Below are 20663 nucleotides of genomic sequence, written 5' to 3' on the forward strand. Positions count from 1 at the left end.
CCCAGTCGAGGCATCAAACTCGAACTAGTCTGATCCCAGGTTGTGATTACGCTCGAATGTGTCCATCCCCATCGCCCTGATCTGCCCCTCGATCAGGGCCTCGAAAGGTCGCAACACGGGATCGAACCGGCCCGCCCCCTCCAGCACATTCAACGCCTGCACCACCGCCTCGATGGTCGACAACGCGCCCGGTTCCGGCGCCTTGCGCAGCCGATAGCGCGAGGGCGTCACCTGCCCGAGCGTCACCCGCGGCAGCGCCTCCAACAGCGGGTTCAGGTAGAGCATCTTGCGCGCCTTGCGCCAGGTGCCGTCGGGGACGATCAACAGCAGCGGCAGCTCGTCGATGCCTGCGCCATAGGTTTGCAGAACCTCGGCACCGTCACCGGGGAACAGCAGCACCGGCCTATACCCCGGCGAAGCCAGCAACGTTTTGAGGTCATCGAATACCTCCCCCACCCGCAGCTCGGCATTGATCAGCCCGAGGGCTGCCAGGCGCGCGGTATTGAGCGCATGCGACGTTTCGCTGGGGTGCTGCAGCACGACCACGCGGGTACGGCTGTCGAGGCTGGGAATCAGCGGGCAGAGGCAGTGGGCGATCGGGCGCTGACAGCGATCGCAGCGGGGTCTGGGCATGGCGGGCTCCTTGGGGGCGCGCAGTTTGCCACAGGTTGGTTGTATGACTACGGGCCAATTGCGGGGCAAGCCCGCTCCCACGAGTGAGCCCTCGTGGGAGCGGGCTTGCCCCGCGATTGGCCCGACAGTCTGTCACTACCGGTTGAACCGCTCCGCCAGGCTATGCAGGTACTCCGCCATGCGCTCCAGGTCCTGGCTGATCTCGGCCCCCTGCCTGGCCTGCCCGGCACTTTCATCGCACAGCTGGGCAATGCGCACGATCTGCTGGTTGATGTCTTCGGCCACGTGGCTCTGCTGCTCGGACGCCGTGGCCATCTGCTGGCTCATGCCGGTGATGCGGCTGACCGCCTGGGCGATACCGGACAACGCTTCCTGCACCGCCTCGACACTGTGCACGCTGTCGCTGGAGATCTGCTGGCCGCGGCTGGCACTGGCCACCGCACGGTCGGCGCCGGTGCGCAGGCCGGCGATGATGTGGTGGATCTCCTCGGTGGAGGCGCGGGTACGCTGGGCCAGCGAGCGGACCTCGTCGGCGACCACGGCAAAGCCCCTGCCCTGTTCACCGGCACGGGCGGCTTCGATCGCGGCGTTGAGCGCCAGCAGGTTGGTCTGCTCGGCAATCGAGGTGATCACGTCCACCACGCTGCCGATCGATTGGGTCTGCTCGGCCAGGGCATTGACCGCCTGGCCGATATCGCTCACCGCCTCGCTCATGCTGCCCATCGCGCGCAGGCTCTGCTGGGCCAGGTCGCTGCCCTGCTGGGCCAGCTGGTCGGCGTCGCTGGCGGCATGGGCGGTGCTCTGCACGTTGTGGGTGACCTGCTGGATGGTCGCCGCCATCTGCGCGATGGCGGTGGCCGACTGGTCGGTTTCGCTGCGCTGGCGGTCGAGCATCTGTGCCTGGGCGTCGGACAGGTCGGCGGACTGCGCGGCCCGCGACTTGACCCCGACCCCGGCGTCCACCAGGCGGGTCAGCGCGGTCTGCAAACGTGCCTCTTCACTGAGGATCGCCAGGTCGAGCTGGCCCTGCAGGCCGGGGTTGTCGCTGTAGGTCAGGGCCACCAGCGGGCTGGTGAACGCTTTGGGATGCTCCTGCAGGGTGCGGCGGATGGCCTGGTTCTGCCGGTGCTCGACCAGGTACCAGGCCGCCAACAGGCTGGCCATCAGCACCCCCAGTGCGGCGTACTGGGGCAACCAAAGGTAGCCGGCGGCCGATAGCAGCCCGGCACCGATCAACGGCCAGCCGTGACCGATGCCATGGCCCAGGCGCGCGGCCAACGCCACCGGCGAGCGACCGGCGCGCAGGCGCGCGTAAAGCGCTTCGGCACGGCGGATCTGCTCGCGGGTGGGCACCGAACGCACCGACTCGTAGCCGCTGATGCGGCCGTTCTCGTACACCGCCGTGACATAGGCGCTGACCCAGTAGAAATCGCCGTTCTTGGCGCGGTTCTTGACCACCCCCATCCAGGGCTTGCCTTGCTTGATGGTGTCCCACATATGGCCGAAGACTGACGGCGGCATGTCCGGGTGACGCACCAGGTTGTGTGTCTGGCCGACGAGTTCGTCGTAGGTGAAACCGCTGATGGCCACGAAAGCGTCGTTGCAGTAGGTGATGCGGCTGTTGAGGTCGGTGGTGGAAATCAGCCGCTGGTGGTTGGGAAAGGTTCTTTCGTGTTCGGTGACGGGCAAATTCATGCGCATCGTTGGCGATCCCTTGCTTATCCAGATGAGTGGGAAATTCATCAAAGCAAGTAGATGTTTAGCAGAAGGCCATCATGTCAGTGGTCAAGTTTTGCAGGAATTTTTACCGACCTGACGGAATGAGCTGAAAACGACATTGTTCAGCCAACGTTGAGCTGGCTCTTGAGCAGGTCGCGGAACGTCTGGATCAAGGGTTCCCGGCTGCGGCCGCGGCGGATGATCAGCGAGAACGGCGCCTGGTAACCAAAGGTGGCTGGCGACAATACCCGCAAGTCGCCCTTGTCGACCCAGGCCTGGGCGTAGTGCTCGGGCAGGTAGCCGATGTAGGCGCCGGAGAGAATCAGGATCAGCTGCGCCTCCATGCTCTCCACTGTCGCCGCGCTGTGCTTGAAGCCATGGCGGGCCAACTCGGCCTGGCTCCAGTAACCGCGCCCGACCATGCGCTGCTGGGTGATCACCGGCTCCGGGATGCGCCGCTCGGCGAACAGCGGGTGGCGGCTGCTGCAGTACAGCCAGTGCTGCTCGCGGTACAGCGGCTGGTACACCAGGCCGCTCATGCGCGAAGAGAAGGCGCCGATGGCCAGGTCCAGGCGGTTGTCCTGCACGCCCAACTGCAATTCGTAGGGGCTGGAGACCGACAGGTGCAGATGCACTCCCGGGTGCTCCTGGCTGTAGGCACCGATAGCCTCGGCCAGCGGCAGGGCGCGATCACCCACCGTGGAGTCGATCACCCCGAGGTTGAGGGTGCCGCGCAGCTCGCCCTTGAGCGCCGCCGCATACTGTTCGAAACCATCCAGTTCGCCGAGCAGGCGCAGGGTCTCCTGATGGAACAGCTCGCCTTTGCTGGTCAGGCTGAAACCACCACGGCCACGGTGGCAAAGGACGATACCCAGGGCGCCCTCCAGCTGGCTCATGTAGGTGCTGATGGCCGACGTCGACAGGTTGAGGTCGCGCTGGGCGTTGGCGAACCCCTGGTGGCGCACCACGCTGGCGAAGATGCGCAGCAGTTTCAGGTCGGGCAGCGATGAGGCCATGGGGCGAGGGTTCCGCGGGCTGGAAATCGTCAGAGTCTAACGCGCCTTCAGGCGGATAGTTCAGAAATTCCTGAAGTAAGTATTTGTCGGTAGCGATTCTTCCGCCGCACTACCTTGCGCAGACTGCGGCGAAATGTCCCTGCCCGCCGGCCCCATCGTTCATCGAGGCGCGCGGCGGCACAGGTTCGAACAAACATAACAATCGACCGACTGATGAGGCCCACCGTGGACAAGACTCTCCACCAACCACTGGGCGGCAACGAAATGCCGCGTTTCGGCGGCATCGCCACCATGCTGCGCCTGCCCCACCTGCAAAGCGCCCAAGGCCTGGACGCCGCCTTCATCGGCGTACCGCTGGACATCGGTACCTCGCTGCGCTCGGGCACCCGCTTCGGCCCACGGCAGATCCGCGCCGAGTCGGTGATGATCCGCCCGTACAACATGGCCACCGGCGCCGCCCCGTTCGACTCGCTGTCGGTCGCCGACATCGGTGACGTGGCGATCAACACCTTCAACCTGCTCGACGCCGTGCGCATCATCGAAGAAGCCTACGACGAGATCGTCGAGCACAATGTCATCCCGCTGACCCTGGGCGGCGACCACACCATCACCCTGCCGATCCTGCGCGCCCTGCACAAGAAGCACGGCAAGATCGGCCTGGTGCACATCGACGCCCACGCCGACGTCAACGACCACATGTTCGGCGAGAAGATCGCCCACGGCACCACCTTCCGCCGCGCCGTGGAAGAAGGCCTGCTCGATTGCGACCGCGTGGTGCAGATCGGCCTGCGCGCTCAGGGCTACACCGCCGACGACTTCAACTGGAGCCGTCGCCAGGGCTTTCGCGTAGTCCAGGCCGAAGAGTGCTGGCACAAATCGCTGGAACCGCTGATGGCCGAAGTGCGTGAGAAAGTCGGTGGTGGCCCGGTCTACCTGTCCTTCGACATCGACGGCATCGACCCGGCCTGGGCTCCTGGTACCGGCACTCCGGAAATCGGCGGCTTGACCACCATCCAGGCGATGGAGATCATCCGCGGCTGCCACGGCCTGGACCTGATCGGCTGTGACCTGGTCGAAGTCTCCCCACCTTACGACACCACCGGCAACACCTCGCTGCTGGGCGCCAACCTGTTGTTCGAAATGCTCTGCGTGCTGCCAGGGGTAGTACGCCGCTGATTGGAATGAAGGCTTGTGGGAGCGGGCTTGCCCCGCGCTAGCAATCGCGGGGCAAGCCCGCTCCCACAACAGCCCGTCGAGCCATGGAAACACCCCGGCAGGAGCCATTCGGGAGGGCCATAGAGGCCCGCCAACACATCACAGGACCGCTGGGCGCGTGAACCCGCCCGGACGGCCGATCTCGCCATAATAAAGATAATCGGGAGACCCCCAATGGCCTTGGACATCATCGTTGTACTGATCTATGCCGCCGGCATGCTCGCGCTTGGCTGGTACGGCATGCGACGTGCGAAGACCCACGAAGATTACCTGGTGGCCGGGCGCAACCTCGGCCCGACCCTGTACATGGGCACCATGGCCACCACCGTGCTCGGTGGCGCGTCCACCGTCGGCACCGTACGCCTGGGTTACGTGCATGGCATCTCCGGTTTCTGGCTGTGCGCCGCGCTGGGCCTGGGCATCATCGCGCTGAACCTGTTCCTCGCCAAACCGCTGCTGCGTCTGAAGATCTTCACCGTCACCCAGGTGCTGGAGCGCCGCTACAACCCCATGGCGCGCCAGGCCAGTGCGGCGATCATGCTGGCCTATGCGCTGATGATCGGCGTGACCTCGACCCTGGCCATGGGCACCGTGCTGCAGGTACTGCTCGACGTGCCGTTCTGGCTGGCACTGCTGTTCGGTGGTGGTGTGGTGGTGGTGTACTCCACGATCGGTGGCATGTGGTCGCTGACCCTGACCGACATTGTCCAGTTCGTGATCAAGACCGTGGGCCTGATGTTCATCCTGCTGCCGGTGTGCCTGTACAAGGCCGGTGGCTGGGACACCCTGGTGGCCAAGCTGCCGGCGGCCAGCTTCAGCTGGACCACCATCGGCTGGGACACCATCATCACCTACTTCCTGATCTACTTCTTCGGCATCCTGATCGGCCAGGACATCTGGCAGCGGGTGTTCACCGCCCGTGACGAGAAAGTCTGCCAGCGCGCAGGTACCACCGCTGGTGTCTACTGCGTACTGTACGGCCTGGCCTGCGCCTTGATCGGCATGTCCGCCCATGTGCTGATGCCAGACCTGGCCAACCCGAACAATGCCTTCGCCGAGATGATCAAGGGCCAGTTGCCTGAAGGTATCCGTGGCCTGCTGATGGCCGCCGCCCTGGCCGCGATGATGTCCACCGCCAGTGCCGGCCTGCTGGCCGCCTCGACCACCCTGACCGAAGACCTGCTGCCCAAGCTGCGCGGCGGCAAGCAGTCGAGCCTGGGCATCAACCGCCTGTTCACCCTGCTGACTGGCCTGGTGGTACTGGGCATCGCCTTGGCGGTGAACGATGTGATCAGCGCCCTGACCCTGGCCTACAACCTGCTGGTAGGCGGCATGCTGATCCCGCTGATGGGGGCGATCTTCTGGAAGCGCGCGACCACCGCCGGGGCCATCGCCAGCATGTCGCTGGGCTTCGTCACCGCGCTGTTCTTCATGTTCAAGGATGGCCTGGATGCCAACTCGCCGATCTACTACAGCCTGGCGATCGGCCTGGTGAGCTTCGTGGTGGTCAGCCTGGCGTCGCGCAAGCCGGCTGCGGCAGTCAACCTGGCCTGACGCCAACCCCAGGGCCAACCCGCTCCCGCATCAGACCCCGTGGGAGCGGGCTTGTCCCGCGATTCGCAGTACCCTCAATGCAAAAGGCCGCCGCATCTTGTCGATGCGGCGGCCTTTTGCCTGGTGTATCAGCGACGACGCGGCTGGCGCTTGCGCTGTTCTTCGTCGGTAGGGATCGGCACCGGCTGTAGAGGTGGCGGGAGCAAGCCCAGGGCGACGGCTAGGTCGTGGAGCCAGTTATACATGCGTTCGTTCATAAATGCCCCCTTGACGGGTTCAGCCTCACGGTCAATCAATCCTGCGATGCGTCATACAGATCATAGTCCGATGTCCTGCATTGCGCATGCGCCTGTTCTTACAGATATGGGCGATTTTGACCCGGATCAAGCGCAGGCGACAGCTTCCGACGGTCGGTCAATCGTTTCGCTTTGTTGCAGTTCGATCCACGCCTGCAGATTGGCCCCACGCATGCCTTGGCGCCACATCAACCAGGTGACCGCCTGATCGAACGGCGTTTGCAAGCGATGGGCACGCACCCGGTCACGCCCCGGCAGGCTGTCGAGCATCGATTGCGCCATCAGCGCCACCCCGGCGCCTGCGATCACACAGGCCAGCATGCTCTGGTACGACTCGATCTCCATCACTCGCCCCATGGGCGTGTGGGCATGGGCGTACCAGGCCTCCAGGCGCATACGGTAGGAGCAACCCTGGCGGAAGGTGAACACCGCCCTGCCAGCCACATCCTGGGCGCTGCTGACCGGTGGATGCTCGGGGCTGGTGATCAGTACCAGCTCTTCCTCACACAAGGGCACGCCATCCAGCCCGGCCAGGCTTGGCGGCCCATCCACCAGCGCGGCATCGAGCCGATGGCTGAGCAGCCCCTCCAGCAAATCGCCACTGGGGCCGGCCTGGACTTGCAGGTTCACTGCGGGGTAGGCCTGGTGATAGCGCGCCAGCAGCGCCGGCAAATGGATCGCCGCCGTGCTGTACATGGTACCCAGCACGAAATCACCGGCCGGCTGCCCGCCTTGCACGGCGGCCATCGCTTCGTCACGCAGGGCCGACAGGCGGTTGGCGTAATCCAGCAGTACCTTGCCCGCAGGCGACAGCTGCAGGCGCTGACGCTCACGCACGAACAGCTCCACGCCCAGTTGCTCCTCGAGTTGGCGCAGGCGCGTCGACAGGTTCGACGGTACACGGTGCAGGCGCTCGGCCGCGCGGGTGATCGAACCTTCCTCGGCCACGGCCAGGAAGATACGTAGTTGGCTGAACTCCATATCTTTCTCCAAAACAGAACAACTTGATCATCATTATTCAATTTTCTTGAAAGTCAATCCGCCCTACCCTGCCATCCATCGCAACCCTTCGAGCAGGAGACGCCTTCATGTCGCCCTTCGTGCAACTGCTGGCCAGCGCCGTGGCCCTGATGATGGCCATGGGCATCGGCCGTTTCGCCCTCACCCCGCAACTGCCCCGCCTGATCGCCGAGGGCCAGTTCGACCTGACGGCAGGTGGCCTGGTGGCTGCCGCCAACTACCTGGGCTACTTCCTCGGTGCGGTGGACGGCATGTTCGCCCGCCAGCCGGCCCAGGTGCGTCTGCGCCTGCACGGCGGCCTGTGGCTCTGCGTGTTGCTCACCCTCGCCTCAGCGGCCGCCGACGGCTTCTGGAGCCATCTGCTGCTGCGCTTCGGCACGGGCGTGGCCAGTGCCTGGGTATTGGTGATGATCACCAGCCTCAGCCAGCAACTGGCCAACGCCCATGGCCGACAGCGCCTCGGTGCCCTGGTGTTCGCCGGGCCCGGTGTCGGGATCGCCGTCACCGGCCTGCTGGCACTCGGCGCGCACCTGCTGGGGCTCGGCTCGGCGGCGCTGTGGCTGATCTACGCGATGGCGGCGCTGGTGATGCTGCTGGCCGTGCTGCGGTGGTTGCCACGGGCCCTGGAGCCTGCGCCCGTCGCGGCCACCGGCAACAGCGGCCCGACACAGGGCAAGGGTATCGGCCGCCTGGCACTGGTGTATGGGCTGTACGGCATTGGCTATATCTTGCCAGCCACCTTCCTGTCACAGATGGCCAACCAGCAGTTCCAAGGGCAGTGGATGGCCGATCTGTTCTGGCCGGCGTTCGGTCTGTCGGCGGCGCTGGGCGTGGTGGTCGTCAGCCTGCGCCGCCCTGGGCGCACCTCGGCGTGGCTGACCGCCACGCTCTGGCTGCAGGGCCTGGGTGTGCTGGCCTGCCTGCAAGGCGGCAGCATCGGGCTGGGCCTGGGGGTAGTGCTCTGCGGTGGGCCGTTCCTGGCCTGCATGCAACTGGTGATGCAGCGCTCGCGGGAACTGGCGCCCCATGCGACCCAGCGTAATGCCGGGCTGCTGACTGCCTGCTTTGCCCTGGGGCAGTTGAGCGGGCCGCTACTGGCGGCCTTGAGCAGCCACTTCAGTGGTGGCTTGCAGCCAGCGCTGGTGATGGCGGCTGCGGGGCTGGGGCTGGCCGGGGTACTGGTGCTGACAGGGGCCGTGCCACGATCCGCGTCATGCACCGGCCTGCGCCAGGCGGGTTGAGCCTGGCGCCCCTGGCGCTCGCCAACTACCCCACGATCCTGCGCAGTTGCCGCCGCACCCAAGCCTCGGCACTGACCATGATCACCCCCACCAGCACCAGCACCGCGCCGAGCACGAAGTTCAAGCTCAGCGGTTCGTCCAGCAGCACAACGCCAAAGGTCACCCCGAACAGCGGCGTGATGAAGGAGAACACCGCCAGGTTCGAAGCCAGGTATTTGCGCAGCAACCAGAACCAGGTCAAATAGCTGACGAATGACACCACGATACCCTGGAACAGCACGCTGCCAACCGCCAGCGGGGTCAGTGCAAAATCAGCGATCTGCCCGCTCACCAGAGCCATCAGCAGCAGCCCGGCGAAACCCACCGCCAGCTGGTAGAACAGCGTCAGGGTCGCCGGCGCCTCGGACAACCGCGAGCAACGCACCACCACCGTGGTCGCGCCCCAGGCCAAGCCGCCCAGGATAGCCAGGGCGTCACCCAGCAACATGCGCCCATCGAGCTGCTCGAACGAGACGCCTCCGGCGAATGCCAGGGCGATGCCGGCAAACGCCAGCAGGATGCCCAGCCACTGCAACAGGCGCAGTCGCTCGCTGGGCATCATGATATGCAGCCCAAGGGCGGTGAAGATCGGCGCGGTGTAGAGGAATACCGACATGTGCGCCGCCGAGGTCAGCTTCAGCCCCTCGGCGATGAACAGGAACTCCAGCCCGAACAGCGCACCGGCCAGCACCCCGGCACGCCAGGTGCTACCCACCTGACCCCAGCCGCCTTTGAAGCAGACCAGCAGCCCTACCAGCACGGCGGCGATGCCGTTACGGAACGCCGCCTGCATTACCGGGGCAATGTCGACGGCAGCGGATTTGATCAGCACCTGCTGGCAGCCCCAGATCAGGCACAGCCCCAGCATCACCTGCAGGGCAAAGGCGTCAGGGTTCTTGCGGACCTCGCTCATAAGCGGGCCAACTGGGTTTCTACAGACATGATCAAGGGCTCGGCAGTGGCAGACGAACGGCGATTATCAGCCGTTCAGCCCGCCACTTGCCAGCCTCAAAACGACCTCAGGCGATCTGCGCGTTTGCCGAGACCTGGTCGAAGGTGTTTTCGTCCAGCGCATCCTCCTGCCGGTCAAGGACTTCACGCGGATGGCCGAAACCCGGGATGCTGCTGTCAATCAGGCTGAGCAGGCGTGAGCCACGCTCGGTCAGCACGAAGTTCTCGCCATTGCCGCCGTCCTCTTCAGGCCGGCTGGCGATGAAGCCACGTTCGAACAGAAGCTTCTCGTACTCGCAGGCGCGGGTTTTCAGATGGTCCAGGTCGCCCGGTGCCTGGCCATTTGCAGCCAGCGCTGCGGCGTGCTGTTCGGCATAGGGGCGTGGCGTGAAGCTATGACCGGCGCCGTTCTGCACCTCGTGCAGCAAGCGCTCGATCAGGTCCCAGTCGTAGCGGCTCATGGAATGGCCTCCTGCAATGAACGGATGGGTTACACAAGGTGGGACCGACAGAAGCCGACAGGCGTTCAGATTGGCAAACTGCCGATGGCAGCCCAGGCAATCTGAACTTTCAAATTGCCCCACCCCTCACACGTAGCAGGATCACCAGGGGCCAAGATGATGAAAAACCTCTACCGCGCCGCAATGCTTGCCAGCCTGGTGTGCGCCTTGCCCGCCTGGGCCTGCACGCCAGAAGAAGCCACGCACAAACGCGAGGAACTGGCCGGGCTGGTCGCCCGGCTGACCGAGCAGAACCCACAGAAAGCCAAAGAGATAAACGACGAGCTGCAAGGCATGGAGCTCGGCACGGCAAGCAAGGACTTGCCGGACAAGTGCCAACTGATCGACAAGCGGATCAAGGAATTGAAGGAAGCCGAGAAAAAGACCTGAGCAGCGCCTGCTTCAGCGGCGCTGCTGGGCCAGCATGTATTGGCGCAGCAACTGGTTGATTCGGGTCTGGTAGCCGCTGCCTTGGTCCTTGAACCAAGCCAGTACGTCTGCGTCGAGGCGAATGGTCACGGTTTGCTTGGCCGGTAAGCGAAGCTCGGCCTGACGGAAGAAGTCGTCGCCCAGCTCGGGGATATCCGAGGTGTCGATCGGCCCGCGAGCGGAGTGTTCATCACTGTTTCTGGAGGGTTTCGACATAGCGCATTTCCTCACGTCGGGTGGCTCTTCTGGCGGAGATGACTCGGATCACATCCCCTTGCCGTTCGGTGTAGGCGACCACGCTGACCCAGGCGTTGATCCAGCCCATGCTGATCCAGCTTGGTTCTACGTAGTCGAACCGCTCATCCTTGAGCACCAGCATCGGGTGCCGGAACATGTCGGGCACTTCATTGAAATCGATACCGTGCTTGCGGATGTTCAGCTGGTTCTTTTCCTCGTCCCATTCAAAACGCATGGGACTTTCGTATTTACAGTTGTACATACGCTACTCCTGCCAGCGAAAACATGCCAGAGGTATTCTGGAAGCCAGACAGCAAAATGCCTGGGCCGAGGAGCAGTTTGGGAAATGGGCTACGCGCGCTTGGGGAAAGCGCGAAATCACCCGCCACCTTTGCAGTGGCGGGCTTGCATCAAAAAGCGCTTACTCGGCCGCCGGCTTGCGCTTCTTCAGCGGCGCCATGCCATCGGAACTGGCCAATGGCGCATTGGCCTTCGGCTTGGCGGTCGGTTTGCGCTTGGCGGCGCCCTTCTTGTCGCCGGTCTTCTTCTCGGTCTTTTTCTTCTTGGTGCCAGCCGCCTTGCCCGAGGCCTTGACCTTCTTCGGCCCGCTGTAGGTACCCTTGACCTCCTTGATGACACGGCGCTCGAACTGCTGCTTGAGGTAGCGTTCGATGCTCGACATCAGGTTCCAGTCGTTGTGGGTGATCAGCGAGATCGCCAGGCCTTCGCCGCCGGCACGACCGGTACGGCCGATACGGTGCACGTACTCGTCGCCGCTGCGTGGCATGTCGAAGTTGATCACCAGGTCCAGCCCGTCGATGTCCAGGCCGCGCGCCGCCACATCAGTGGCCACCAGCACCTTGGAGCCGCCTTCCTTGAAGCGGTCGATGGCCAGCTTGCGGTCCTTCTGGTCCTTCTCGCCGTGCAGTACGAAGGCCTTCACTTCCTTGGCCACCAGATGGCCATAGATGCGGTCGGCCAGGGCACGGGTGTTGGTGAAGATGATTGCCTTCTGGTAGGTCTCGTTGGCCAGCAGCCACTGCACGATCTGCTCTTTGTGCTGGTCGTGGTCAGCAGTGATGATCTGCTGGCGGGTACCTTCGGCGAGCTGCGAGACACTGTTGAGCATCAGGTGCTCAGGGTCTTTGAGGACCTTGCCGATCATGTCGCGCAGGGCCGCGCCGCCGGTAGTGGCGGAGAACAGCAGGGTCTGCTTGCGGTTCTCGCACTCCTTGCACAGGCGCTCCATGTCTTCGGCAAAGCCCATGTCGAGCATGCGGTCGGCTTCATCGAGGATCAGCACGTCCACATGGGACAGGTCGAGGTTGCCGGCGTTGAGCTGCTCGAGCAGACGGCCCGGGGTGCCGATCAGCACGTCCGGCACCTTGCGCAGCATGGCGGCCTGTTCCTTGAAGTCCTCACCACCGGTGACCAGGCCCGACTTGATGTAGGTGAACTGGGAGAACAGCTGCACCTGCTTGAGGGTCTGCTGGGCCAGCTCGCGGGTCGGCAGCAGGATCAGCGCACGGATTTCCACGCTCGGGCCGCTGCGGTCGACCAGGCGGTTGAGCAGTGGCAGGACGAATGCAGCGGTCTTGCCGCTGCCGGTCTGTGCCGTCACCCGCAGGTCACGCCCTTGCAGGGCCAGGGGAATGGCCGCTGCCTGCACCGGAGTCGGCTCGACAAATTTCAGCTCGGCCACGGCTTTGAGCAGGCGTTCGTGCAGGGCGAATTGGGAAAACACGGGGGTAACCTCGGGCAAGTGCGAAAAATTCAAGTTGCATAGGGTAACGTTTTCCGCCGCCAGAACCGAATTTCTTTTGGCAACTTTGCGCCGATCCACGCTCTAATGCCGTTTCGTACCGCAACACAGACCGTTTCCTACGCTTATGGACCTCCAACGATTCTGGCGCGATGCCCTCGACCTCTGGGGCACCCTCGACCAACACCCGCTGCTGCACGCCGCCCTCGGCCTGGCCGTGCTGCTGCTCGTCTCGCTGCTGATCGGCCGCCTGGCGCGCTTCCTGATCCTGCACACCAGCCGCCTGCTGGGCCGGCAACCGGCGCTCAGATGGCTGGACGACCTGCGCCACAACAAGGTGCTGCACCGCCTGGCCCAGACCACACCCTCGCTGGTGGTGCAGTTCGGCCTGAAGCTGGTGCCGGAACTCTCGGCCACCGCCCAGCATTTTCTCGGCAACCTCGCCCTGGCCATCACCCTGCTGTTCATGACCCGCGCGCTGTCGTGCCTGCTCGATGCGCTGCTGGACATCTACGCCCGCACCGAACATGCCCGCACCCGCTCGATCAAGGGCTACATGCAGTTGGCCAAGATGATGCTGTGGATCTTCGCCGCCATCGTCATCGTCGCCACCCTGATCGACCGCTCGCCGCTGTTGCTGCTGTCGGGTCTGGGTGCCATGTCGGCGGTGCTGCTGTTGGTGTACAAGGACACCCTGCTGTCGTTCGTCGCCAGCGTGCAGCTGACCAGCAACGACATGCTCCACGTCGGCGACTGGATCGAGATGCCCCAGGCCGGGGCCGACGGCGATGTGGTGGATATCACCCTGCACACGGTCAAGGTCCAGAACTTCGACAAGACCATCGTCTCCATCCCCACCTGGCGCCTGATGAGCGAGTCGTTCCGCAACTACCGCGGCATGCAGCAGTCCGGCGGGCGTCGGATCAAGCGCAGCCTGTTCATCGACGCCGCGGGCGTACGCTTCCTGACCCAGGAAGAAGAACAGCGCCTGGGCCAGGTGCGCCTGCTCGGCGACTACCTGGCTGGCAAGCGCCAGGAGCTGCGCGAATGGAACGAGGCCCAGGGCCACAATGCCGGGTTGTCGGCCAACCGCCGACAGCTGACCAATATCGGTACCTTTCGCGCCTTCGCCCTGGCGTACCTGAAGAGCCACCCCAACGTGCACCCGAACATGACCTGCATGGTGCGCCAGATGCAGACCACCGCCGAAGGCGTGCCGCTGGAGATCTACTGCTTCACCACCACCACGGTATGGGCCGAGTACGAGCGCATCCAGGGCGACATCTTCGACTACCTGCTGGCGGTGTTGCCGGAGTTCGGCTTGAGCCTGTATCAGCAGCCCAGTGGCAATGACATGCGCGTGGGGCTTGCGACGCGAGCTACGCGTCAGGAACTGGCCTGAAGCCATCGCGGGGCAAGCCCGCTCCCACAAACACCGTGGGAGCGGGCTTGCCCCGCGATAAGGCCATTAAAGCCTGACAATCAACGCGATGCTGGCTGCACAGTACGTTGCCCGCCCAACCGGCTCATCCACACCGACGCCAGGATGATCGAGCCGCCGATGGCCAACCGCCCCAGCGGTTCGTCCTGGTTCCAGATCAGCAGGTTCAGCAGCAGCCCCACCGGCACATGCAGGTTGTTCATCACCGCCAGGGTGCCGCCGGATACCAGGCAGGCGCCCTTGTTCCACCAGTACAGGCCAAGCGCAGTCGGGCACAGCCCAAGGAACAACAGCACCAGCCACTGGGTGTCGGTGCTCGGCAGGTGCTGGGCGTTGCCGAACAGCAGGAAGGCCGGCAGCACCACCAGCAGCGCGCCAAGGTAGAAATAGCCGAAACGTCGGTAGTGCGGCAGGTCGCTGGGGTGGCGGGCCACCAGATGGCGGTACAGCACCTGGCCGGCGGCATAGGTGAAGTTGGCCAGCTGCAACAGCAAAAAGCCCACGAAGAACTCACCCGTGACACTGTCGAAACGGATCACCGCCGCGCCGGCCACGGCCACCAGCGCAGCCAGCAGCGCCCACGGGTTGAAGCGCCGATTCAGGGCGTCCTCGATCAAGGTCACGTGCAGCGGTGTGAGGATGGTGAACAGCAGCACTTCAGGCACGGTCAGCACGCGGAAGCTCAGGTACAGGCACACGTAGGTAATACCGTACTGCAGCGCGCCGATCAGCAACATGGAACGCATGAAGCGCGGTTCGACCTGGCGCCAGCGGGTCAACGGCAGGAACACCAGCCCGGCCAGCAGCACCCGGGCCAGCACGGCAAAGTAGCTGTCGACGTGGCCGGCCAGGTATTCGCCGATCAGGTTGAAAGAGTACGCCTGGATCAGCGCGACGATTATCAGGTAGCCCATGGTGGCCTCTCGTGGATCAAGGCGGCGACCTTAGCGGGTTGGGCCTGGCCAGTTCAACCATGGGGATTGTGGGGCTGCTGTGCAGCCCATCGCCGGCAAGCCGGCTCCCACACCGGCCGTGCAGTTCTCAAGACCTGTGCTGTATCTGTGGGAGCCGGCTTGCCGGCGAAAGGGCTGCAAAGCGGCCCCGATACAGGACAGTTGCTCCCATGCCGACCGCAGGTCATGCGCCATTTCCTGCCAACTTCCTGCGAGCAAAAAAAACCCGGCCATCGCAATGACCGGGCAGGTACACCCAAAGGAGCAACAAGGTGTCAGGGTTGGGAATTCGTTGAACCTCAGGCCACCGCGGCCAGCTTGGCCTTGGCCTGGTTCAGGCCCTTCTCGTGGAACTCGCCGCTCATGTTCAGGCCTTCGGCGTGGATGAAGTCCACATCATGGATGCCGATGAAGGCCATCACCTGGCGCAGGTAAGGTTCCTGGTGATCGCTGCTGGCGCCGGCATGGATGCCGCCACGGGCGGTCAGGACGATGGCGCGTTTGCCGGTCAGCAGGCCTTGCGGGCCGGTCGGGGTGTACTTGAAGGTGATCCCGGCACGCAGCACGTGGTCGAGCCAGGCCTTGAGGGTGCTGGGGATGGTGAAGTTGTACATCGGTGCCGCCATCACCAGCACGTCGGCTGCCAGCAGTTCGTCGGTCAGTGCGTTGGAACGAGCCAGGGCCTCGAGCTCAGCGGCGCTGCGCTGTTCTTCAGGCTTCATCCAGCCGCCCAGCAGGTTGGCATCCAGGTGTGGCACCGGGTCCACGGCCAGGTCACGGACCTTGATCTCGTCAGCAGGGTGCGCCGCTTGCCATTGCGCAATGAAATCCTGGGTCAGTTGACGGGAAACGGAATCCTGCTGGCGGGCGCTGCTTTCGATGATCAGTACGCGGGACATGGGTGCCTCCATCGGCGGTAAAGGGTGGCGATTCGATGGAGGTGAGATTAAGGGTTGACCTATCGATAAAAAAGCGTAAAAAGTGGGACCAATCTATCGATGAATCCGTTTTATTCCGCTTTGCAGTCCACCTGGATGCGCAACTTGAGAATCTCGCGGTTGAACTTCGCCGTTACATCGACGCTCTTGCCCGCCGGCACATTGACCCGGCGCACGCGCGGCGCCTCGGGGCCATTGCGGAACGTGACCTTGCACGCCGCCGGCACCTGCCCATAGTTGTTGAGGTTGATCGAACCGATGTCATAGGTGGTGTCATAGGCGGTGTAGTCGACCTTGACCCCGTCGGTCTGTTTCTCCACATCGATGGGGTAGGCCATGGCCCCCAGGGGCAGGCACAACAGCAAAGCCGCACAACATTTCTTCATACCGGCGCTCTCCTTGAGAAGAGCGCAGCTTAGGACAACAGGAGCCCTGGATGAAAGCGCCGCGCGTAACCCTGGATCAGTGGCGGACCCTGCAGGCGGTGGTCGATCACGGCGGCTTCGCCCAGGCCGCCGAAGCGCTGCACCGCTCGCAGTCATCGGTGAGCTACACCGTGGCGCGCATGCAGGAGCAACTGGGCGTGCCGCTGCTGCGCATCGACGGGCGCAAGGCCGTGCTCACCGAGGCCGGCAGCGTGCTGTTGCGCCGCTCGCGGCAGCTGGTCAAGCAGGCCAGCCAACTGGAAGACCTGGCCCACCACATGGAACAGGGCTGGGAGGCCGAAGTGCGCCTGGTGGTGGACGCCGCCTATCCCAGTGCCCGCCTGGTACGCGCCCTCAGTGCGTTCATGCCGCAAAGCCGCGGCTGCCGGGTGCGCCTGCGTGAAGAAGTGTTGTCCGGGGTCGAGGAAGTGCTGCACGAAGGCATCGCCGACCTTGCCATCAGCAGCTTCAACATCGGTGGTTATCTGGGCACCGAGCTCAGCCCGGTGGAGTTCGTCGCCGTCGCCCATCCCGAGCACGCCCTGCACCGCATGGGCCGTGAGATCACCTTCCAGGACCTGGAAAGCCAGCTGCAGGTGGTGATCCGCGACTCCGGCCGCGCCCAACCGCGCGACGTCGGCTGGCTGGGCGCCGAGCAGCGCTGGACGGTGGGCAGCCTGGGCACCGCCACCACCTTCGTCAGCAGCGGCCTGGGCTTTGCCTGGCTGCCCCGGCACATGATCGAACGCGAGCTGCGCGATGGCGTGCTCAAGCCTTTGCCACTGGATCAGGGTGGCAGCCGCCACCCGCTGTTCTACCTTTATTCGAGCAAGGAAAAGACCCTGGGCCCGGCCACGCAGATTCTCATCGAGTTGCTGCGCAACTTCGACACCGCGCCGCTGGACGTGCCCTTCGCAGCCCCCCCGCAAGCCTGAGAGGACCGCGCCCATGGCCTGTTTCGAACATGACGGATGCCTGCTGCATTACGAGGAACATGGCCAGGGCGAGCCCCTGGTGCTGCTGCACGGGCTGGGTTCGAGCAGCCAGGACTGGGAGCTGCAGGTACCTGAGTTCAGCCGCCATTACCGGGTCATCCTCATGGACATCCGCGGCCACGGCCAATCCTCAAAACCGCGGCGCGGCTACCACATCAAGACCTTCAGCGAAGACCTGCTGGCCCTGCTCCAGCACCTTGGCACCGGCCCCGTGCACTTCGTGGGCCTGTCGATGGGCGGCATGGTCGGCTTCCAGTTCGCCGTCGACCACCCCGCCTGGCTGCGCAGCCTGTGCATCGTCAACAGTGCGCCGGAAGTCAAACGCCGCACCCGCAGCGACTGGGTCTGGTGGCTCAAGCGCTGGGGCCTGGCGCGTCTGCTCAGCGTCGAAACCGTGGGCAAGGGCCTGGCCGCCAGACTCTTTCCCAAACCCCAGCAGGCCGAACTGCGGCGCAAGATGGCCGAACGCTGGGCACGCAACGACAAACGCGCGTATCTCAAAAGCTTCGACGCCATCGTCGACTGGGGCGTGCAGGAACGCATCGGGCAGATCGCCTGTCCTACCCTGGTGATCGCCGCCGACCACGATTACACACCGATACAACTCAAGGAGCGTTACGTCGCCCTGATGCCGCACGCCCGACTGGCGGTCATCGAGGATTCCCGGCACGCTACGCCCCTGGACCAACCCGCAGTTTTCAACCGTACCCTGCTGCCTTTCCTCGCAGCCGCTTCCACCTCTCAAGGATCTTTGAGCCCATGCTGAAAAAACTCCTGCTGACCGCCTGCTCGGTCGCCTTCGCCACCAGCGTCATGGCCTCCGACAAGACGCCACACGTGTTGCTGGATACCAGCTTCGGCCAGGTCGAGATCGAGCTGAACGCTGAAAAAGCGCCTATCAGTACGAAGAATTTCCTGCAGTACGTCGACAGCGGTTTCTATAACAATACGATCTTCCACCGCGTGATCCCGGGCTTCATGGTCCAGGGCGGCGGTTTCACCGACCAGATGGTGCAGAAGAGCACCAAAGACCCGATCCGCAACGAAGCCAGCAATGGCCTGCAGAACACCCGTGGCACCTTGTCCATGGCCCGTACCTCCGACCCGAATTCGGCCACCAGCCAGTTCTTCATCAACGTGGCCGACAACGATTTCCTCAACCCCGGGCGTGACCGTGGTTACGCGGTGTTCGGCAAGGTCACCAAGGGCATGGAAGTGGTCGACCAGATCGTCAACTCGCCAACCACCGTCAAGAAAGGCATGCGCGACGTGCCGGCCGACCCGGTGTACATCAAGTCAGCCAAACGTATCGACTGACCGCAGGCTTCACAAGGATGTGGACCGCCTGAGGGTCGGATGGAACAGGAGTTACCTCACCCATGCTGTACCGTCGTTTCGAGCAATTGATCGACATCTTCCGCGAGGCGCCGAGCGAGGCGCCGCCCGGCAAGGTCTGGCCCTTCTACCTCTATTACCTGCGCCAGGTGTGGCCCAGCTTCCTCGCCCTGCTGATCGTCGGCCTGTTCGCCTCGCTGATCGAGGTGGCGATGTTCAGCTACCTGAGCCGGATCATCGACCTGGCCCAGGGCACGCCCAACGCCAACTTCTTCAGCGCGCACAGCGCTGAGCTGATCTGGATGCTGGTGGTCATCCTGCTGCTGCGGCCGCTGTTCTTCGGCCTGCACGACCTGCTGGTGCACCAGACCATCAGCCCGGGCATGACCAGCCTGATCCGCTGGCAGAACCACACCTATGTGCTCAAGCAGAGCCTGAATTTCTTCCAGAGCGACTTCGCCGGGCGCATCGCCCAACGCATCATGCAAACCGGCAACTCCCTGCGCGACTCGGCAGTACAGGCGGTGGACGCGCTCTGGCATGTGCTGATCTACGCCATAAGCTCGCTGGTACTGTTCGCCGAAGCCGACTGGCGGCTCATGCTGCCGCTGCTGGTATGGATCGCCTGCTACATCGCGGCGTTGTACTACTTCGTGCCCCGGGTGAAAGAGCGCTCGGTGATCTCCTCCGACGCCCGCTCCAAACTGATGGGCCGCATCGTCGACGGCTACACCAACATCGCCACCCTCAAGCTGTTCGCCCACACCGACTACGAACAGCAGTATGCCCGTGAAGCGATCCGCGAGCAGACCGAAAAAACCCAACTGGCCGCGCGGGTCGTCACCAGCATGGACGTCGTCATCACCTCGCTCAACGGCCTGTTGGTGGTCGCCACCACAGGGCTGGCGCTGTGGTTGTGGAGCCAGTCGCTGATCACCGTCGGCGCCATTGCCCTGGCCACGGGCCTGGTGATCCGCATCGTCAACATGTCGGGCTGGATCATGTGGGTGGTCAACGGCATCTTCGAAAACATCGGCATGGTCCAGGACGGCCTGCAGACCATCGCCCAGCCGGTAACGGTCAGCGACCAGCCCGATGCGCCGGCACTGAAAGTCAGCCAGGGCGCGGTACGTTTCGAGCACGTGGGCTTTCACTATGGCAAGGGCAGCCAGGTCATCGATGCGCTCAACCTGGACATCCGCCCCGGCGAAAAGATCGGCCTGATCGGCCCGTCCGGCGCCGGCAAGTCGACCCTGGTCAACCTGCTGCTGCGCCTGTATGACGTGCAGGCCGGGCGCATTCTCATCGACGGCCAGAACATCGCCGAGGTCAACCAGGCCAGCCTGCGCGCACAGATCGGCATGATCACTCAGGACACCTCGCTGCTGCACCGCTCGATCCGCGACAACCTGCTGTACGGTCGCCCCGATGCCACTGATGAAGAAGTGTGGGAAGCGGTGCGACGGGCAAAGGCCGACGAGTTCATCCCGCAGTTGTCCGACGCCCAGGGCCGCACCGGCTTTGACGCCCATGTCGGCGAGCGCGGGGTCAAGCTCTCCGGCGGTCAACGCCAGCGCATCGCCATTGCCCGGGTGCTGCTGAAGAACGCACCAATCCTGGTCATGGACGAAGCCACCTCAGCGCTGGACTCGGAGGTCGAGGCAGCGATTCAGGAGAGCCTGGAGACGCTGATGCAGGGCAAGACAGTGATCGCCATCGCCCACCGCCTGTCGACCATCGCCCGCATGGACCGCCTGGTGGTGCTGGACAAAGGGCATATCGTCGAAAGCGGCAGCCACAGTGAACTGCTGGCCCAGCACGGGCTGTATGCGCGGCTGTGGCATCACCAGACCGGTGGCTTCGTCGGCGTCGACTGACCGTGCATGTCGCCTCAAGCTCGCGCCCACCCTGCCGACATATGTTGTCGTACAACAACATGAGGGCCCTGGTGGGCCGGCGAGGTG

Annotated in this window: 22 protein-coding genes and 1 pseudogene; 9 read left to right on the forward strand and 14 right to left on the reverse strand. The window is 64.1% G+C overall.

Annotation, left to right across the window (positions count from 1 at the left end):
- Positions 1-24: 24 nt before the first annotated feature.
- From EJA05_RS20605 to EJA05_RS20615, 4 genes and pseudogenes are all read right to left on the reverse strand, one after another.
- Entirely contained in the window at positions 25-633 is a 609-nt protein-coding gene (locus EJA05_RS20605) for a tRNA-uridine aminocarboxypropyltransferase (RefSeq protein ID WP_125859582.1), read from the reverse strand.
- Between the two features lie 135 nt (positions 634-768).
- Entirely contained in the window at positions 769-1797 is a 1029-nt protein-coding gene (locus tag EJA05_RS20610; RefSeq protein ID WP_374045897.1) for a methyl-accepting chemotaxis protein, read from the reverse strand.
- A gap of 234 nt (positions 1798-2031) precedes the next feature.
- Positions 2032-2376 (reverse strand): annotated as a pseudogene (locus EJA05_RS28850) (PAS domain-containing protein); the annotation flags it as partial.
- A 98-nt stretch (positions 2377-2474) separates the two neighbouring features.
- Positions 2475-3368 carry a LysR family transcriptional regulator gene (locus EJA05_RS20615; protein ID WP_125465068.1) on the reverse strand — a complete coding sequence of 298 codons (894 nt, stop codon included), beginning with the start codon at positions 3366-3368 and terminating at the stop codon, positions 2475-2477.
- A 225-nt stretch (positions 3369-3593) separates the two neighbouring features.
- On the opposite strand from EJA05_RS20615, the gene speB reads away from it, so the two are divergent.
- Both speB and EJA05_RS20625 read left to right on the forward strand, forming a co-directional pair.
- Entirely contained in the window at positions 3594-4544 is a 951-nt protein-coding gene (gene speB, locus EJA05_RS20620) for an agmatinase (protein ID WP_110996363.1), read from the forward strand.
- A gap of 213 nt (positions 4545-4757) precedes the next feature.
- On the forward strand, positions 4758-6137 hold the full coding sequence (locus tag EJA05_RS20625; RefSeq protein ID WP_125859584.1) for a sodium:solute symporter: 1380 nt from the start codon (positions 4758-4760) through the stop codon (positions 6135-6137).
- Positions 6138-6265: 128 nt separating this feature from the next.
- Here EJA05_RS20625 and EJA05_RS28625 read toward each other — a convergent pair whose 3' ends face one another.
- Together EJA05_RS28625 and ptrR are read right to left on the reverse strand one after the other, a co-directional pair.
- Positions 6266-6394 carry a PA1414 family protein gene (locus EJA05_RS28625; RefSeq protein ID WP_256206021.1) on the reverse strand — a complete coding sequence of 43 codons (129 nt, stop codon included), beginning with the start codon at positions 6392-6394 and terminating at the stop codon, positions 6266-6268.
- A 126-nt stretch (positions 6395-6520) separates the two neighbouring features.
- On the reverse strand, positions 6521-7414 hold the full coding sequence (ptrR, locus tag EJA05_RS20630; RefSeq protein ID WP_125859585.1) for a putrescine utilization regulator PtrR: 894 nt from the start codon (positions 7412-7414) through the stop codon (positions 6521-6523).
- Positions 7415-7521: 107 nt separating this feature from the next.
- Between ptrR and EJA05_RS20635 the strand changes: the two genes are divergently transcribed.
- A complete protein-coding gene (locus EJA05_RS20635; protein ID WP_125859586.1) occupies positions 7522-8694 on the forward strand; it encodes an MFS transporter in 1173 nt (390 codons plus the stop codon).
- A 25-nt stretch (positions 8695-8719) separates the two neighbouring features.
- Here the strand turns inward: EJA05_RS20635 and EJA05_RS20640 are convergent, their stop codons facing one another.
- Both EJA05_RS20640 and EJA05_RS20645 read right to left on the reverse strand, forming a co-directional pair.
- On the reverse strand, positions 8720-9646 hold the full coding sequence (locus EJA05_RS20640) for a DMT family transporter (RefSeq protein ID WP_125859587.1): 927 nt from the start codon (positions 9644-9646) through the stop codon (positions 8720-8722).
- A 106-nt stretch (positions 9647-9752) separates the two neighbouring features.
- On the reverse strand, positions 9753-10145 hold the full coding sequence (locus tag EJA05_RS20645) for a transcriptional regulator (RefSeq protein WP_110996368.1): 393 nt from the start codon (positions 10143-10145) through the stop codon (positions 9753-9755).
- A gap of 159 nt (positions 10146-10304) precedes the next feature.
- On the opposite strand from EJA05_RS20645, the gene EJA05_RS20650 reads away from it, so the two are divergent.
- Complete coding sequence (locus tag EJA05_RS20650) at positions 10305-10574, forward strand: hypothetical protein (RefSeq protein WP_125861377.1); 270 nt, start codon at positions 10305-10307, stop codon at positions 10572-10574.
- Between the two features lie 12 nt (positions 10575-10586).
- Here EJA05_RS20650 and EJA05_RS20655 read toward each other — a convergent pair whose 3' ends face one another.
- The 3 genes from EJA05_RS20655 to EJA05_RS20665 form a co-directional block, all read right to left on the reverse strand.
- Positions 10587-10829, reverse strand: coding sequence for a BrnA antitoxin family protein (locus EJA05_RS20655; protein ID WP_125465074.1), 243 nt, complete (start codon positions 10827-10829; stop codon positions 10587-10589).
- A complete protein-coding gene (locus EJA05_RS20660; protein ID WP_125859588.1) occupies positions 10804-11085 on the reverse strand; it encodes a BrnT family toxin in 282 nt (93 codons plus the stop codon). The genes EJA05_RS20655 and EJA05_RS20660 overlap by 26 nt, the downstream gene beginning before the upstream one ends.
- Positions 11086-11271: 186 nt before the next feature.
- Positions 11272-12594, reverse strand: a complete 1323-nt coding sequence (locus EJA05_RS20665; RefSeq protein ID WP_125465075.1) for a DEAD/DEAH box helicase — start codon at positions 12592-12594, stop codon at positions 11272-11274.
- Positions 12595-12739: 145 nt separating this feature from the next.
- Here EJA05_RS20665 and EJA05_RS20670 point away from each other — a divergent pair, with 145 nt between their 5' ends.
- Positions 12740-14014, forward strand: a complete 1275-nt coding sequence (locus EJA05_RS20670) for a mechanosensitive ion channel family protein (protein ID WP_125859589.1) — start codon at positions 12740-12742, stop codon at positions 14012-14014.
- A gap of 80 nt (positions 14015-14094) precedes the next feature.
- Here the strand turns inward: EJA05_RS20670 and EJA05_RS20675 are convergent, their stop codons facing one another.
- The 3 genes from EJA05_RS20675 to EJA05_RS20690 all read right to left on the reverse strand — a co-directional run bounded on the left by EJA05_RS20675 (position 14095) and on the right by EJA05_RS20690 (position 16330).
- Entirely contained in the window at positions 14095-14967 is an 873-nt protein-coding gene (locus EJA05_RS20675) for a carboxylate/amino acid/amine transporter (protein WP_110995900.1), read from the reverse strand.
- Between the two features lie 338 nt (positions 14968-15305).
- Positions 15306-15905 (reverse strand): FMN-dependent NADH-azoreductase, encoded by a 600-nt coding sequence (locus EJA05_RS20685; RefSeq protein WP_125465078.1) that lies wholly within the window; start codon positions 15903-15905, stop codon positions 15306-15308.
- 110 nt (positions 15906-16015) lie between these two features.
- Positions 16016-16330: a 3-phosphoglycerate kinase gene (locus EJA05_RS20690; protein ID WP_125465079.1), complete on the reverse strand. Its 315-nt coding sequence runs from the start codon at positions 16328-16330 to the stop codon at positions 16016-16018.
- 50 nt (positions 16331-16380) lie between these two features.
- Between EJA05_RS20690 and EJA05_RS20695 the strand changes: the two genes are divergently transcribed.
- The 4 genes from EJA05_RS20695 to EJA05_RS20710 all read left to right on the forward strand — a co-directional run bounded on the left by EJA05_RS20695 (position 16381) and on the right by EJA05_RS20710 (position 20576).
- Entirely contained in the window at positions 16381-17304 is a 924-nt protein-coding gene (locus tag EJA05_RS20695) for a LysR family transcriptional regulator (protein WP_110995903.1), read from the forward strand.
- A gap of 13 nt (positions 17305-17317) precedes the next feature.
- The gene (locus EJA05_RS20700) at positions 17318-18130 is read left to right on the forward strand and encodes an alpha/beta fold hydrolase (RefSeq protein ID WP_125859591.1); all 813 of its coding nucleotides are present in this window, start codon (positions 17318-17320) and stop codon (positions 18128-18130) included.
- On the forward strand, positions 18124-18681 hold the full coding sequence (locus EJA05_RS20705; protein WP_125859592.1) for a peptidylprolyl isomerase: 558 nt from the start codon (positions 18124-18126) through the stop codon (positions 18679-18681). Before EJA05_RS20700 ends, EJA05_RS20705 begins: the two co-directional genes overlap by 7 nt.
- A 62-nt stretch (positions 18682-18743) precedes the next feature.
- Positions 18744-20576 (forward strand): ABC transporter ATP-binding protein, encoded by a 1833-nt coding sequence (locus EJA05_RS20710; RefSeq protein WP_125859593.1) that lies wholly within the window; start codon positions 18744-18746, stop codon positions 20574-20576.
- Positions 20577-20663 lie beyond the last annotated feature (87 nt).

It is taken from the genome of Pseudomonas oryziphila, from assembly GCF_003940825.1.
Taxonomy (GTDB): domain Bacteria; phylum Pseudomonadota; class Gammaproteobacteria; order Pseudomonadales; family Pseudomonadaceae; genus Aquipseudomonas; species Aquipseudomonas sichuanensis.

Coding starts and splice junctions, on each gene's coding strand:
- EJA05_RS20650 (WP_125861377.1), top strand. CDS start 10,305: ATGAAAAACCTCTACCGCGCCGCAATGCTTGCCAGCCTGGTGTGCGCC.
- EJA05_RS28625 (WP_256206021.1), bottom strand. CDS start 6,394: ATGAACGAACGCATGTATAACTGGCTCCACGACCTAGCCGTCGCCCTG.
- EJA05_RS20710 (WP_125859593.1), top strand. CDS start 18,744: ATGCTGTACCGTCGTTTCGAGCAATTGATCGACATCTTCCGCGAGGCG.
- EJA05_RS20610 (WP_374045897.1), bottom strand. CDS start 1,797: ATGGCCAGCCTGTTGGCGGCCTGGTACCTGGTCGAGCACCGGCAGAAC.
- EJA05_RS20695 (WP_110995903.1), top strand. CDS start 16,381: ATGAAAGCGCCGCGCGTAACCCTGGATCAGTGGCGGACCCTGCAGGCG.
- EJA05_RS20605 (WP_125859582.1), bottom strand. CDS start 633: ATGCCCAGACCCCGCTGCGATCGCTGTCAGCGCCCGATCGCCCACTGC.
- EJA05_RS20670 (WP_125859589.1), top strand. CDS start 12,740: ATGGACCTCCAACGATTCTGGCGCGATGCCCTCGACCTCTGGGGCACC.
- EJA05_RS20675 (WP_110995900.1), bottom strand. CDS start 14,967: ATGGGCTACCTGATAATCGTCGCGCTGATCCAGGCGTACTCTTTCAAC.
- EJA05_RS20690 (WP_125465079.1), bottom strand. CDS start 16,330: ATGAAGAAATGTTGTGCGGCTTTGCTGTTGTGCCTGCCCCTGGGGGCC.
- EJA05_RS20645 (WP_110996368.1), bottom strand. CDS start 10,145: ATGAGCCGCTACGACTGGGACCTGATCGAGCGCTTGCTGCACGAGGTG.
- EJA05_RS20700 (WP_125859591.1), top strand. CDS start 17,318: ATGGCCTGTTTCGAACATGACGGATGCCTGCTGCATTACGAGGAACAT.
- EJA05_RS20705 (WP_125859592.1), top strand. CDS start 18,124: ATGCTGAAAAAACTCCTGCTGACCGCCTGCTCGGTCGCCTTCGCCACC.
- EJA05_RS20655 (WP_125465074.1), bottom strand. CDS start 10,829: ATGTCGAAACCCTCCAGAAACAGTGATGAACACTCCGCTCGCGGGCCG.
- EJA05_RS20640 (WP_125859587.1), bottom strand. CDS start 9,646: ATGAGCGAGGTCCGCAAGAACCCTGACGCCTTTGCCCTGCAGGTGATG.
- ptrR (WP_125859585.1), bottom strand. CDS start 7,414: ATGGAGTTCAGCCAACTACGTATCTTCCTGGCCGTGGCCGAGGAAGGT.
- EJA05_RS20660 (WP_125859588.1), bottom strand. CDS start 11,085: ATGCGTTTTGAATGGGACGAGGAAAAGAACCAGCTGAACATCCGCAAG.
- EJA05_RS20685 (WP_125465078.1), bottom strand. CDS start 15,905: ATGTCCCGCGTACTGATCATCGAAAGCAGCGCCCGCCAGCAGGATTCC.
- EJA05_RS20615 (WP_125465068.1), bottom strand. CDS start 3,368: ATGGCCTCATCGCTGCCCGACCTGAAACTGCTGCGCATCTTCGCCAGC.
- EJA05_RS20635 (WP_125859586.1), top strand. CDS start 7,522: ATGTCGCCCTTCGTGCAACTGCTGGCCAGCGCCGTGGCCCTGATGATG.
- EJA05_RS20625 (WP_125859584.1), top strand. CDS start 4,758: ATGGCCTTGGACATCATCGTTGTACTGATCTATGCCGCCGGCATGCTC.